Annotated in this window: 13 protein-coding genes; 12 read left to right on the forward strand and 1 reads right to left on the reverse strand. The window is 70.8% G+C overall.

Annotated elements, in window-relative coordinates; translation table 11 throughout:
• The first annotated feature begins 72 nt into the window (after positions 1–72).
• On the forward strand, positions 73–774 hold the full coding sequence (gene trmB / locus EFJ44_RS01445) for a tRNA (guanosine(46)-N7)-methyltransferase TrmB (RefSeq protein ID WP_125255410.1): 702 nt from the start codon (positions 73–75) through the stop codon (positions 772–774).
• Here the strand turns inward: trmB and EFJ44_RS01450 are convergent.
• Positions 759–1,286, reverse strand: coding sequence for a biotin transporter BioY (locus tag EFJ44_RS01450; protein ID WP_125255411.1), 528 nt, complete (start codon positions 1,284–1,286; stop codon positions 759–761). The genes trmB and EFJ44_RS01450 overlap by 16 nt on opposite strands.
• A 175-nt stretch (positions 1,287–1,461) precedes the next feature.
• On the opposite strand from EFJ44_RS01450, the gene rimP reads away from it, so the two are divergent.
• From rimP to pnp, 11 genes are all read left to right on the forward strand, one after another.
• Entirely contained in the window at positions 1,462–1,995 is a 534-nt protein-coding gene (rimP, locus tag EFJ44_RS01455) for a ribosome maturation factor RimP (RefSeq protein ID WP_125255412.1), read from the forward strand.
• A 13-nt stretch (positions 1,996–2,008) separates the two neighbouring features.
• A complete protein-coding gene (gene nusA, locus EFJ44_RS01460) occupies positions 2,009–3,733 on the forward strand; it encodes a transcription termination factor NusA (protein ID WP_125255413.1) in 1,725 nt (574 codons plus the stop codon).
• A gap of 18 nt (positions 3,734–3,751) precedes the next feature.
• On the forward strand, positions 3,752–4,420 hold the full coding sequence (locus EFJ44_RS01465; protein ID WP_125255414.1) for an RNA-binding protein: 669 nt from the start codon (positions 3,752–3,754) through the stop codon (positions 4,418–4,420).
• Positions 4,421–4,495: 75 nt separating this feature from the next.
• Positions 4,496–7,477 carry a translation initiation factor IF-2 gene (gene infB / locus EFJ44_RS01470; protein WP_125255415.1) on the forward strand — a complete coding sequence of 994 codons (2,982 nt, stop codon included), beginning with the start codon at positions 4,496–4,498 and terminating at the stop codon, positions 7,475–7,477.
• Positions 7,478–7,599: 122 nt separating this feature from the next.
• Positions 7,600–8,094: a hypothetical protein gene (locus EFJ44_RS01475; RefSeq protein WP_125255416.1), complete on the forward strand. Its 495-nt coding sequence runs from the start codon at positions 7,600–7,602 to the stop codon at positions 8,092–8,094.
• An 82-nt stretch (positions 8,095–8,176) separates the two neighbouring features.
• Positions 8,177–8,746, forward strand: a complete 570-nt coding sequence (locus tag EFJ44_RS01480; protein WP_125255417.1) for a hypothetical protein — start codon at positions 8,177–8,179, stop codon at positions 8,744–8,746.
• Entirely contained in the window at positions 8,743–9,432 is a 690-nt protein-coding gene (locus EFJ44_RS01485) for a DUF2459 domain-containing protein (RefSeq protein ID WP_241209636.1), read from the forward strand. The genes EFJ44_RS01480 and EFJ44_RS01485 overlap by 4 nt, the downstream gene beginning before the upstream one ends.
• A 63-nt stretch (positions 9,433–9,495) precedes the next feature.
• Positions 9,496–9,951: a 30S ribosome-binding factor RbfA gene (rbfA, locus tag EFJ44_RS01490; RefSeq protein WP_125255418.1), complete on the forward strand. Its 456-nt coding sequence runs from the start codon at positions 9,496–9,498 to the stop codon at positions 9,949–9,951.
• Positions 9,948–10,880: a tRNA pseudouridine(55) synthase TruB gene (gene truB, locus EFJ44_RS01495; RefSeq protein WP_125255419.1), complete on the forward strand. Its 933-nt coding sequence runs from the start codon at positions 9,948–9,950 to the stop codon at positions 10,878–10,880. Before rbfA ends, truB begins: the two co-directional genes overlap by 4 nt.
• Before the next feature lie 11 nt (positions 10,881–10,891).
• Positions 10,892–11,161, forward strand: a complete 270-nt coding sequence (gene rpsO, locus EFJ44_RS01500; protein WP_125255420.1) for a 30S ribosomal protein S15 — start codon at positions 10,892–10,894, stop codon at positions 11,159–11,161.
• A gap of 231 nt (positions 11,162–11,392) precedes the next feature.
• The gene (gene pnp / locus EFJ44_RS01505; RefSeq protein ID WP_125255421.1) at positions 11,393–13,633 is read left to right on the forward strand and encodes a polyribonucleotide nucleotidyltransferase; all 2,241 of its coding nucleotides are present in this window, start codon (positions 11,393–11,395) and stop codon (positions 13,631–13,633) included.
• Positions 13,634–13,661 lie beyond the last annotated feature (28 nt).

Genomic DNA, 13,661 nt, shown 5'->3' on the forward strand with positions numbered 1-13,661 from the left:
GCGCCGCCGCACCTGCCTCCCCGGTCCTCAATCCCTAGTCCCCAATGCCCCGGGCGCGTATACGCCGCCCCCATGTCCGAGCCCGCCTCCCCGAACCATCCCCCGCTCCGCTCCTTCGGCCGCATCAAGTCGCGGGCGGTGAAGCCGCGGCAGGCGGCGCTGTTCGACGCCCTGCTGCCCTCGATCCGCCTGCCCGATCCCAAGGCGGGGCCGATCGATCCGGCGGCCCTCATGCCCGGCGCGGCCGAGGTCTGGCTGGAGATCGGCTTCGGCGGCGGCGAGCACATGGCGGCCCAGGCCGGGCGGCGGCCGGACGTGCTGGTCATCGGCGCCGAGCCCTTCGTCAACGGCGTGGCCTCTGCCCTGCGCCACGTCGACGAGGGCGGGCTGAAGAACGTCCGCCTCCATCCCGACGACGGCCGCGACGTGGTCGCCGCCCTGCCCGGCGCCTGCATCGACCGGGTCTTCATCCTGTTCCCCGACCCCTGGCAGAAGGCGCGGCACAACAAGCGCCGCCTGCTGCAGCCGGCGTTTCTGGCCGAGCTGATGCGCGTGCTGAAGCCGGGCGGACGGCTGCGCTTCGTCACGGACTGGCAGGACTATGCCGACCAGTCGCGCGATCTGCTGGACGCGACCGATGGGCTGACGCGCGTCCCCGACGTCGGCGGCGACCCGGAGGACCGCACCGCGCCCGCCGACCACGTCGTCACGCGTTATGAGGAGAAGAAGCTGGGCGACTGCGCGCCGGTGTTCCTGGACTACGTGCGGGGCTGAGGCGCGACCCGCCGCCACGCCTTGAGCGCGGCGAGCACCAGCAGCGACTTCACCGCCGCCCCGATCAGGAAGGGCCGGACGCCGCCCGCCCAGGCGTCGGCGGAACCGATCTTCGTCGCCAGCCAGGCGCCGCCCATGCCGAGCAGCAGCAGGTGCAGGACGAACAGCGTCGCGGCCCCGACCGCCCACCCGTCCAGCAGGCCCCGACGCGCCGCCAGGCCGGCCAGCCCCGCCGCGATCGGAAAGGCGACGAGGTAGCCCGCCGTCGCGCCGGTGAAGGGCGCCGGGCCATGCGCGCCCTCGGACAGCACCGGCAGACCGATCGCCGCCGCCGCCAGATAGATCGCCACGGCCGCCACGCCCCGGATCGGCCCGAGGGCGGCCCCCGCCAGCAGGACGGCGAAGCTCTGCATCGTCATCGGCACCGGGTGCATCGGCACGTCGACCTGCGCCCCCAGCGCCATCAGGGCGGCGAAGGCGAGGGCGAGAAGGGGGTGGGCGACGGCCGTCATCGCGCCTGCTGACCATTCCCCGACGGACGGGGCAAGCCGGGCCGTCGACGATTGGGGCTGACAAGGCGCGTCGGCGCGTCTATATGACCGCTCACATCGTTGGACCGGCGGCCTGACGGCGCCGATCAAGCGGCGTCCGGATCGGGCGCCGCTTTTGTTTTGGATCGCGCCCGCCTTGAAGGCCAAGACCGCCGAAGATCGCCAGCTGCTGGAGCTGATCGAGCCCGTCGCCGAGACGCTGGGTCTGGCGATCGTGCGCGTGCGGCTGATGGGAGGGACCCAGCGTCGCCGCCTGCAGATCATGGCCGAACGCCCGTCCGACCACGACATCTCCGTCGAGGAATGCGCCCGGCTGAGCCGCGCGGTGTCGGAGGTGTTCGACGCCGCCGATCCGATCGCCGGCGAGTATCTGCTGGAGGTCTCGTCGCCCGGCGTCGACCGTCCGCTGACGCGGCTGGAGGACTTCGACACGTTCGAAGGCTACGAGGCCCGTCTGGAGACCGACCGCATGGTCGAGGGCCGCAAGCGCTTCAAGGGCGTGCTGGCCGGGATCGAGGACGACAACGTCCTGATCGACCTGGAGGGCGAGGAAGACACCGCCCTTCTGCCCTTCGCCTGGCTGGCCGACGCCAAGCTGGTGCTGAACGATCAACTGATGAAGGCGGGGGCCGAAAAGCGCGCCGCCCGCACTGAAACCGAAGAAGACTGAGGACTTTACGCATATGGCAGTCGGCGTTTCCGCGAACCGTCTCGAACTTCTCCAGATCGCCGACGCGGTCGCGCGCGAGAAGAACATCGACCGCGAGATCGTCATCGAGGCGATCGAGGAGGCCGTGCAGAAGGGCGCCAAGTCCCGCTACGGCGCGCATCACGACATCCGCGCCAGGATGGACCCCAAGACCGGCGAGATGGCCCTGACCCGTCACGTGACCATCGTCGAGGACGACTGGCAGCCGGAAGACGAGCTGGAAGAGTTCAACGACAGCGCCATGGTGCGCCTGAAGGACGCGTCGAAGCGCGACCCCGAGGCCTTCGTCGGCAAGGAGTACGTCGAGGACCTGCCCCCGTTCGAGTTCGGCCGCGTCCAGACCCAGATGGCCCGCCAGGTCGTGATGGGGAAGGTCCGCGACGCCGAGCGCGCCAACCAGTACGAAGAGTTCAAGGACCGCGTGGGCGAGATCGTCAACGGCACGGTCAAGCGCGTCGAATACGGCAACACCATCGTCGACCTGGGCCGCGGCGAGGGCATCATGCGCCGCAACGACTCGATCCCGCGCGAGGTGTTCAACATCGGCGACCGGATCCGCACCTACATCTACGACGTCCGGCCCGAGGCGAAGGGGCCGCAGGTCATGCTGAGCCGCGCCCACCCCGGCTTCATGGCCAAGCTGTTCGCCCAGGAAGTGCCCGAGGTCTATGACGGCGTGATCGAGATCCGCGCCGCCGCCCGCGACGCCGGCTCGCGCGCCAAGATGGCGGTGCTGTCGAACGACAGTTCGATCGATCCGGTCGGCGCCTGCGTCGGCATGCGCGGCTCGCGGGTTCAGGCGGTGGTCGCCGAGCTGCAGGGCGAGAAGATCGACATCATCCAGTGGAACAACGACGAGCCGACCTTCATCGTGAACGCCCTGGCCCCGGCCGAGGTGTCGAAGGTGGTGCTGGACGAGGAGGCCGACCGCGTCGAGGTGGTGGTGCCCGACGAGCAGCTGTCGCTGGCCATCGGCCGCCGCGGCCAGAACGTCCGCCTCGCCTCGCAGCTGACGGGCTGGCAGATCGACATCATCACCGAGTCGCAGGACAGCGAGCGTCGCCAGCGCGAGTTCGCCGAACGCACCCAGCTGTTCCAGGAAGCCCTGGACGTCGACGAGGTGATCGCCCAGCTGCTGGTCACCGAAGGCTTCGCCACGGTCGAGGACCTGGCTTACGTCGAGCCGTACGAGATCTCGGACATCGAGGGCTTCGACGAGGAGACCGCCGAGGAGCTGCAGGCCCGCGCCCGCGACTGGCTGGACAAGCTGGCCGCCGAGCAGGACGCGAAGCGCAAGGAGCTGGGCGTCGAGGACGGCGTGCTCGAAGTGCCGGGCGTGACCCTGCCGATCGCGGTGGCGCTGGGCGAGGGCGGCGTGAAGACCGTCGAGGATCTGGCCGACCTGGCCACCGACGAGATTCGCGGCGGCCACGAGATGAAGAACGGCGAGCGGGTGAAGGTCCCGGGCGTGCTGGAGGCCTTCAACCTGGCGCAGGAAGACGCCGAGATGCTGATCCTGCAAGCCCGCGTCGCCGCCGGCTGGATCGACGCCTCGGAGCTGCCGCAGCCCGAGCCGGAATACGAGGAAGAGTACGCCGAGGGCGAATACGACCCCGACGTGGTCTTCGGCGGCGGCGACGCCGAAGCGGGCGAAGCGGAGGCCCCGGAAGGGGCCGACGACCAGCCCCAAGACGCGTGATGGAGGCCCGGACCGTCCATGGGGCTGCGCGACGCCACGGCAGATAGGGAACGCCGCGACCTGGTCACCCGCCAGGTCATGGACGAATCTCGTCTGATCCGCTTCGTCGCCGCCCCGGACGGTTCGGTCGCCCCTGATCTGGCGCGGAAGCTGCCCGGCCGCGGCCTGTGGGTGGAGGCCACCCGCGACGCCGTCGCCCAGGCCGCGTCGAAGAACCTGTTCGCCAAGGCGGCCAGGGCGCCGCTGAAGCCCGCCGCCGACCTGGCGGAGACGGTCGAGACCCTGTTGTTCCGCCGCTGTCTGGATCAGCTGGGGCTTGCCCGTCGCGAGGGCGTGCTTATCTCCGGCTTCGAGAAGGCGGCCGCCGCGATCCGATCGGGCAGGGCCGCCTGGCTGGTCGAGGCGGCGGACGGGTCCGCCGACGGCCGAGGCAAGCTTCTGGCGCTGGCGCGTCACCAGACGCCGCCGCCCAAGGTCTGCGGGCTTTTCACCGCCGACGATTTGGGTTTGGCCCTGGGGCTGGAAAATGCGATACACGCCGTCCTGCTTGAGGGCGGGCGGGCCGATCGCTGGACCACCGAGGTCGAACGACTGGCGGGATTTCGACCGTTGACGCCCCCCTCGTGGCGGGGCGACGCGGCTGAGGACCCGGATGGATTTTCAGACGGGCGGGGTTTCGCTCCCTAACGGGGCGGGGCGCCGCACGGCTTTTTGTGTTTGAGGACGACGGTGGATGTCCCGCCGTCAGAATAAAGCGACCGGATGACCGACGAGAACGACAAGACCAACGACGGCAAGACGACCCCGACCCCTTCGGCGACGGGGCCGCGCGCGCCGCTGAGCCTGAGGCCGCGCCAGGCGGGGGCGGTTTCGGCCGGCACCGTGAAGCAGAGCTTCAGCCACGGCCGCTCCAAGACCGTGGTGGTCGAGACCAAGCGGCGCGTCGGCGCACCTCCGGGCGGCGGTCACCAGCGCCCGCAGGGCTTCGACGTCGCGCGTCCGCGCACCGAGGCCCCGGCCGCGCCGGCCTCGCGTCCGGCCGCGCCCGCCGACGCCGGCGGCCTGTCGCAGTCCGAGCAGGAGGCGCGCCGCCGCGCCATCGAACTGGCCACCCGCCAGCAGGCCGAGCGCGAGCGTCAGGCCGCCGAGGAGCGCGCCCGCAAGGACGCCGCCCAGAAGGAACAGGCCGCGCGCGCCGCCGAAGCCGCCCAGGCGGCCCAGGCCGAAGCCGCCGCGGCCCGCGCCGCCGCCGAGGCCGCGCGTCAGGAAGCGGCCAAGCTGGGCGCCGCCGTGCCGGCTCCGGAAGCCGTCAAGGCGAAGCCCGCGCCCGCGCCCGCTCCGGTCGCCGAAACGCCCGTCGAGGCCCCGGCGCCCGCACCGCGGCCGGCCGCTCCGGCCCGTCCCGCCGTCAATTTCGGCCAGCGCGCGCCCAAGCCGGGCAACCCCGGCCGCGCCCCAGTCGAGCGTCCCGCCTTCGGCGGCCGTTCGGCCCGCGAGCAGGCCATGGGCGGCGGCGAGCGCAGCTATTCGCCGCGCCCCGGCGGAACGACCGGCGCCGGTCCGGCCGGTCGCGCCCGCACGCCGGGCGAGCCCGTCCGCTATTCCGCCGTCGCGCCCAAGCCCGCCCCCGGCGCGCGCGGCCCCGGCGGCCCGCGCACGGGTCCGGCCGGCCCCCGCGGCGCCGCGCCCCCGGCCCAGCCCGAGGTCGCCCGTCCCGTCCGCGCCGGCTTCGGGGCTCCCCGACCCGCCGGCGGAGGCCGCGACGACGACCGGGATCGCCGTTTCTCGGAGTCCGGGCCCGGCAAGGCCGTCAGCCGCACCCGCGGCGAGCCCAAGCGCCGCGAAGGCCGCCTGACCATCCAGGCCGTGGCCGGAGGAGACGAGGACGCCGCCGAGCGCATGCGCTCGCTGGCCTCGGTCCGCCGCGCCCGCGAACGCGAGAAGGAAAAGCGCAAGGGCGGCTCGACCGACGCGCCCAACCGTCCGCGCGAAGTGATCATCCCCGACACCATCACGGTCGGCGAGCTGGCCAACCGCATGGCCATCCGCGGCGCCGACGTCGTCAAGTTCCTGATGCGTCAGGGCCTGATGATGAAGATCAACGACGTCATCGATTCCGACACCGCCGAACTGGTGGCCGAGGAATACGGCATGGCCGTCAAGCGGGTGTCGGAGTCGGACATCGAGACGGGCTTCCTGTCCGAGGCCGACGACGCCGACGCGACGGAGACCCGCGCCCCGGTCGTGGCCATCATGGGCCACGTCGACCACGGCAAGACGTCGCTGCTGGACGCGCTGCGCACCACGGACGTGGCGGGCGGCGAGGCCGGCGGCATCACCCAGCACATCGGCGCCTACCAGGTGCGTCTGGGCGACGGCCAGCGGATCACCTTCCTGGACACGCCGGGCCACGCGGCGTTCAGCGCCATGCGCGCCCGCGGCGCCAACGTGACCGACATCGTGGTTCTGGTGGTGGCCGCCGACGACGGCGTCATGCCGCAGACCATCGAGGCCATCCAGCACGCCAAAGCGGCCAACGCGCCGCTGATCGTGGCGGTCAACAAGATCGACAAGCCGGACGCCAACTCGCAGAAGGTCGTCAACGAGCTGCTGCAGTACGAGGTCATCGCCGAGAGCCTGGGCGGCGACACCCAGATCATCGAGGTCTCCGCCAAGGAGAAGACCAATCTCAACGGTCTTACCGACGCCATTCTGGTGCAGGCCGAGATCATGGATCTGCGCGCCAACCCCGACCGCTCGGCCGAGGGCGTGGTCATCGAGGCCAAGCTGGACAAGGGCCGCGGCCCGGTCGCGACCGTTCTGGTCAAGCGCGGCACGCTGAAGCGCGGCGACATCGTCGTGGCCGGCTCGGCCTGGGGCAAGGTCCGCGCCCTGCTGGACGAACGCAACGCCCAGCTGACCAGCGCCGGCCCCTCGGTCCCGGTCGAAATCCTGGGTCTGGACGAGGCTCCGTCGCCCGGCGACGTCTTCGCCACCGTCGAGAGCGAGGCCCGCGCCCGCGAACTGACCGAGTTCCGCGCGCGCCAGAAGCGTCAGAAGGCCGCCGGCACGGGCGCCTCCGGCGCCTCCCTGGCCGACATGATGGCCAAGCTGGGCTCGAAGAAGATTTCGGAGCTGCCGGTCGTCATCAAGTCGGACGTCCAGGGCTCGGGCGAGGCCATCGCCGCCTCGCTGGAGAAGATGGGCAACGAGGAGGTCCGCGCCCGCATCGTCATGCAGGGCGCCGGCGGCATCACCGAGAGCGACGTCAACCTGGCCAAGTCCGCCGGGGCGCCGATCCTCGGCTTCAACGTCCGCGCCTCGAAACAGGCCCGTGACCTGGCCGAGCGCGAGGGCGTGGAGATCCGCTACTATTCGATCATCTACGACCTGCTGGACGACATGAAGGGCGTCCTCTCGGGCATGCTGGCGCCGATCCAGCGCGAGACCTTCCTGGGCAACGCCCAGGTTCTTCAGGTCTTCGACATCTCCAAGATCGGCAAGATCGCCGGCTGCCGGGTCACCGAGGGCGTGGTCCGCAAGGGCGCCAAGGTCCGCATCGTCCGCGACGACGTCGTGGTGCTGGAACTGGGCACGCTGCAGACGCTCAAGCGCTTCAAGGACGAGGTCAACGAGGTGCCGTCGGGCCAGGAGTGCGGCATGCACTTCCAGGGCTTCACCGACATCAAGGAAGGCGACTACATCGAGTGCTTCACGGTCGAAGAGATCAAGCGGTCTCTTTGACGTAAGCGCTACCGCTCGACGCGCGGCGTCTCGCTGCTTGAGCGCGGTGCGGATGTCGGGAAAACCTGCGGCGGGATCGGGTCAGCCCCGGTTCCGCCGCAGTCGTTTCGGAGGAAGGGCGCATGAAGAAGGCGATCGTCGCATTCCTGGCTGTGATCCTCGCGGCGACGCCGGCCCTGGCCGACGTGCGTCTGTGGTCCTATGACGCCGCCGACCGCGTCACCCGCGCCCTGACGCAGGGCCTGACCTTCGAGGTCCGCCGGGGTCTGTTCGGGGCCGTGTCGGTGCTCAAGATCCACGCCACCACCAGCCGGGGCTCGGCGGAGGTCAAGTGGGGCGGTCCGGCCGAGACCCTCTCGGTCCTGCCCGCCGGCGCGCGCGAGCGGGACGTCTACCAGATCGTTCCGGAAGGCGAGGGTCGCGGCCTGGTGCGCGCCCTGTGTCCCTCGGCCGACGCGGCCTGGCTGGTCATGGGCCGGGTCCGGGCGGGGCGGCCGCTGACCATGCACGCGGTGGGCCTCTGGGCCGACGGCCGCTATCGTCACTGCGTCCAGCTGAACTACGCCTTCCGCGGCGACTGGACCGCGCCCGAGCCCGGCCGCCCGGTGATCGACTAGGTTTCGCGCGGAACGCGACGGACCTATCGCGGTTCGCCCCGGACCCCTAACCTGGACCCATGCGCGAGCCGGGCCCGTCGACATGTTGAAGAAGCTGGCGGCCCTCCTCGGCGTGCTGTGCCTCGTCCTGCTCGTCATGGCATTCGACGAGGGTCAGGTGAAGCGCGGCGTCGACGTGATGCGCACGAAGATCGAGCCGGCCGTCGAGCGCCTGCGCGACCGGGCGCCGATCCTGCGTCCCGCGTCCAGCCCGCCCGCCGTCGCGCCCGGAAGCCGCGCGATCGTCGGCGCGTTCGCCGCCCCGGCCGGCGCCCCCGGCGGCGACCTGGACGTAGACGGCGCCGTGCTGAGGTTCGAGGGCGCGCCCGCCCTGCGCACCCGCCCCCACCGCATCGCCTTCGGCCGGGAGCCGGTCGTGCGCGGCATGGGCCGGGCCGCCGACCGGCAGATCGAGCTGCGCGAGATCGTGCCGCCGGACGCGCGCACGCCGGTCGCGGCCTCGCCCCTGTGCGACGGCGGCAAGCCGGGGTGGCTGGCCGTCGTCCGCGAAGGCGGGACGCTTCATCTCCAGATCTGGGCCGCCGGTCCGGTGCCGGACGCCCCCGGGGCGGTGGTCTGCGGCCGGTTCGCCTATAGGGGCGTCGGGCGGTGAGAGGCGTCCTCGTCGCGGCCCTGTCGGGACTGATGGCGGCGCTGTGGACCTGGACCCTGCCGGGCGATCCGGCCCTGCGGACCGACGCGGACGGCGTGCCGGTGCTGGTCCTCGACAACGGCTTCCACACCGACCTGGCCCTCCCTCGCGCGGCGCTCGAGGCACGCCCGGGGCCTCTGGCCGGGGCGGTGAGCTCGCTGGGGCCGGGGGAGTGGATTCTGGTCGGCTGGGGCGACGCCGTCTTCTACGTCGACCAGCGCCCGATCGAGAGCCGCCTGCCGGACGGGGCGCGGGCCTTCTTCCGGCCGGGCAATCCGTCCGTGCTGATGCTCGACCCCCACGCCGGCGACCCTTCCGCCCGCATCCCTGCTGCCCGCAAACGAACCCTGCGTCTGCCGGCGGCGGCCTTCGACCGGCTCGCCGCGCACGTCGAGGCGACGCTGGCGCCGGACCGGGGACGCGCCAGGCCGGTGACCCCTCGTCCGGGCGACGACGCGCGCTTCTTCGCGGCTCGCGGGCATTTCTGGATCCTGAACCTGTGCAACAGCTGGGCGGCCCGGACGCTGAACGCCGCCGGGCTGCCCGTCCGGCCCTTGCGGTCGGTCACGTCGGCGGAGGTGCTCGCCGCGGTCGATCGGTTCGAGCGGGCGGGGACGGAACTGGACACCCGGCCCGGCGGAGACTAGACCGCGCCCCTTCGCTTTTCAGCCGGGTCCGATCCCCGGCGGGCGACACGGAAGGAGCGCGACATGGGCCGCAAACAGCACACCCGCAACGCGTCCGGTCCCCAGGGCCCCAGCCAGCGCCAGCTGCGCGCCGGGGAACTGATCCGCCACGCCCTGGTCGAGGTGCTGCGGGAGGAGGAGATCCACGACGAGGCGCTCGCGGGCGTGTCGATCACGGTCACCGAGGTGCGACTGAGCCCCGACCTGAAGCACGCCACCTGCTTCGTCGAACCGCTGGGCGCCGGCGTCGAGGCCGCGCCCACGGCCGGCCATGTCGGGGAGATCGTCAAGGCGCTCAACGCCCACGCCAAATTCCTGCGGGGCGTGCTTGGCAAGCACATCGACATGAAGTTCACGCCCGATCTGCGCTTCCGCCACGACGAGAGCTTCGACGCCGCCGGCCGCATCGACCGCCTGTTCGACGACCCCCGCGTCCGCGCCGATCTGGAACGCCACGACGACGGGGACGATCAGGCGTGAGCCGCCGCAAGCGCGGCCAGCCCGTTCACGGCTGGGTCTGTCTGGACAAGCCGCTGGGCATGGGCTCGACCCAGGCTGTGTCGGCCGTGCGCCGCCTGTTCGACGCGAACAAGGCCGGCCATGCGGGCACGCTGGATCCGTTGGCCAGCGGCATCCTGCCCATCGCCCTGGGCGAGGCGACCAAGACCGTGCCCTTCATGATGGAGGCCCGGAAGGTCTATCGCTTCGCCGTCGAATGGGGCGTCTCGACCGACAGCGTGGACCGCGAGGGCGCCGTGACCGCGCGCTCGGACCAGCGCCCGACCGTGGATCAGGTGAAGGCCGCGCTGCCGGCCTTCGTCGGCGAGATCGAGCAGACGCCCCCGGCCTTCTCCGCCATCAAGGTGGACGGACGGCGCGCCTATGACCTGGCGCGCGAGGGCGTGGAGGTGGAGCTGAAGCCGCGCCCCGTCGTCATCCATTCGGCCGAGGTCGTCGCCGCGCCCGACGCCGACCACGTCGAGATCCGGATCGAGACCGGCAAGGGCGTCTACGTCCGTTCGCTGGCGCGCGACCTGGCCGCGGCGCTGGGAGCGGAAGGTCATGTCTCGCTGCTCCGGCGCGAGCGCGTGGGGCCCTTCGACCTGGAAAACGCGGTGACGCTGGATTCTCTGGAGCAAATGGTGCATAGGGGCGCCGCCTCGGAAGGTTTGCTTCCCGTCGCGACCGCCCTGGACGACATCCCGGAGCTGGCCGTGACGGACCAGGACGCCTTCCAGCTTCGGCAGGGACGGCCGATCGTTCTGCTCCCCCGTCAGGTCGAAACGCTGAGGACCCGCCTTGCGGAGGGTTCGCGGACCGTTTCAGCCTTTCAGGACGGAACGCTCGTCGCGCTCTGCTCGATGCGGGCCGGTCGGCTCGAGCCCGACCGCGTGTTCAACCTCCAATAAGGAGACACCCGATGTCGATCACTCCCGAGCGCAAGGCTCAGGTCATCAACGACAACGCCCGCGGCGCGGGCGACACGGGCTCGGCCGAGGTCCAGGTCGCGATCCTGTCGGAACGCATCGCCAACCTGACCGAGCACTTCAAAACCCACAAGAAGGACAACCACTCGCGTCGCGGCCTGCTCAAGATGGTCTCGCAGCGTCGTCGCCTTCTGGACCACCTCAGCAAGGTCGACCGCGAGCGCTACACGGCGCTGATCGGCAAGCTGAACCTGCGTCGCTGAGGCGCGGGATCGCGAAGAGCTTCAACGGGGCGCGGGCCATGTCCGCGCCTCTTTGTGCATGAAAAGACCGGCGCGCCGCCGGACGTACGGCGCATTTTCGACGGAGGGCCCGAGGGTCCTCGATCACCCGCCCGGCCTCATTCGGATGCCGGGTCCACTGGGACCGACGGACTGAACCCCTGACCGCCCGCCCCCGACGGCAATACGGCCGCGGGACGAGAGAAAAGAAAAATGTTCGACATCAAACGCAAGACGATCGACTGGGCCGGCCGCCCGCTGACCCTGGAGACGGGCCGCATCGCCCGCCAGGCCGACGGCGCCGTGCTGGCGACCTATGGCGAGACCATCGTTCTGGCCACCGTCGTCTACGGCCGCGCGCCGAAGCCGGGTCTGGATTTCTTCCCCCTGACCGTGAACTACCAGGAGAAGACCTTCGCGGCCGGCAAGATTCCGGGCGGCTACTTCAAGCGTGAAGGCCGTCCGACCGAGAAGGAGACGCTGGTCTCCCGCCTGATCGATCGTCCGATCCGCCCCCTTTTCGTCAAGGGCTTCAAGAACGAAACCCAGGTCGTCGTCACCGTGCTGCAGCACGACATGGAGAACGATCCGGACATCGTCGGTCTGGTCGCCGCCTCGGCCGCCCTGACGTTGTCGGGCGTGCCCTTCATGGGCCCGATCGGCGCCGCGCGGGTCGGCTACATCGACGGCGAGCTGGTGCTCAACCCGACGCTGGACCAGATGCCGACCTCCGACCTGGACCTGGTCGTCGCCGGCACCAACGACGCCCTGATGATGGTGGAATCCGAGGCGAAGGAACTGTCGGAAGAGACCTTCCTGGACGCCCTGATGTTCGCCCACCGCGGCATGCAGCCGGTCATCGAGGCCATCATCGAGCTGGCCGAGCACGCCGCCAAGGAGCCGTTCGACTTCCAGGCCGAGGATCACTCGGACGTCGTCGCCTCGATCAAGAAGCTGGTCGGCGAGGACATCAAGGCCGCCTACACCCACGCCGGCAAGTACGACCGTCGCTCGGGCGTCGACGCGGCGAAGAAGGCCGCCGCCGCCGCCCTGGTGAAGACCGACGAGAACCCGGACGGGGTCGACCCGGCCAAGTTCGGCGCGGCCTTCAAGGAGTGCGAGGCCGAGGTCCTGCGTCGCGACATCATCGAGAACGGCCATCGCGTCGACGGCCGCGCCCTGGACAAGGTCCGTCCGATCGTCTCGGAGGTCGGCGTCTTCCCGCGCACCCACGGCTCGGCCCTGTTCACCCGCGGTGAAACCCAGGCCATCGTGGTCGCCACGCTGGGCACCGGCGAGGACGAACAGTACGTCGACGCCCTGTCGGGGACGTACAAGGAGAAGTTCCTCCTGCACTACAACTTCCCCCCCTACTCGGTCGGCGAGACCGGCCGGATGGGCGGCGCGGGCCGTCGCGAGATCGGTCACGGCAAGCTGGCGTGGCGGGCGATCCGTCCGATGCTGCCGTCGTCGGAGGAGTTCCCCTACACGATCCGTCTGGTGTCCGAGATCACCGAGTCCAACGGCTCGTCCTCGATGGCCACGGTCTGCGGCTCCTCGCTGGCGCTGATGGACGCGGGCGTGCCCCTGAAGAAGCCCGTCTCGGGCATCGCCATGGGCCTGATCCTGGAGCCGTCGGGCGAGTTCGCCATCCTGTCGGACATCCTGGGCGACGAGGATCACCTGGGCGACATGGACTTCAAGGTGGCCGGCACGCGTGACGGCATCACCTCGCTGCAGATGGACATCAAGGTCGCCGGCATCACCGAGGAGATCATGAAGAAGGCGATCGCCCAGGCTTCGGCCGGCCGCCTGCACATCCTCGACGAGATGGACAAGGCCATCGACGGCGCCCGCACCGAGCTGGGCGAGTTCGCGCCCAAGATCGAGCAGATCAAGATCCCGGTCGACAAGATCCGCGACGTGATCGGCACCGGCGGCAAGGTGATCCGCGAGATCGTCGAAAAGACCGGCGCCAAGGTCAACGTCGAGGACGACGGCACCATCAAGATCGCCGCCTCCGAGCAGGAGAAGATCGACGCCGCCCGCGACTGGATCAAGTCGATCACCTCGGAGCCCGAGGTCGGCACGATCTACACGGGCAAGGTCGTGAAGGTCGTCGACTTCGGCGCCTTCGTGAACTTCTTCGGCGCCAAGGACGGTCTGGTCCACGTGTCGCAGATGGCCCTGGAGCGCGTCGCCAACCCGGCCGACGTCGTCTCGGAAGGCCAGGAGGTCAAGGTCAAGTTCCTGGGCATGGACGACCGCGGCAAGACCAAGCTGTCGATGAAGGTCGTCGATCAGGAGACCGGCGAGGACCTCACGGACAAGATCAACGCCGAGCGCGCCGAGCGCGGCGAGCCCCCGATGTCGGAAGACACCGGCGGCCGTCCCAAGCGTGAGGGCGGCGACCGTGACCGCGGCGGCGACCGCGGCCGTCGTCGTCGGGACTGATCTCCCGGGTCATCGGTGAAATGAAGAG

Origin of the sequence: Brevundimonas fluminis (assembly GCF_003934285.1) — a bacterium.
GTDB classification, from domain to species: domain Bacteria; phylum Pseudomonadota; class Alphaproteobacteria; order Caulobacterales; family Caulobacteraceae; genus Brevundimonas; species Brevundimonas fluminis.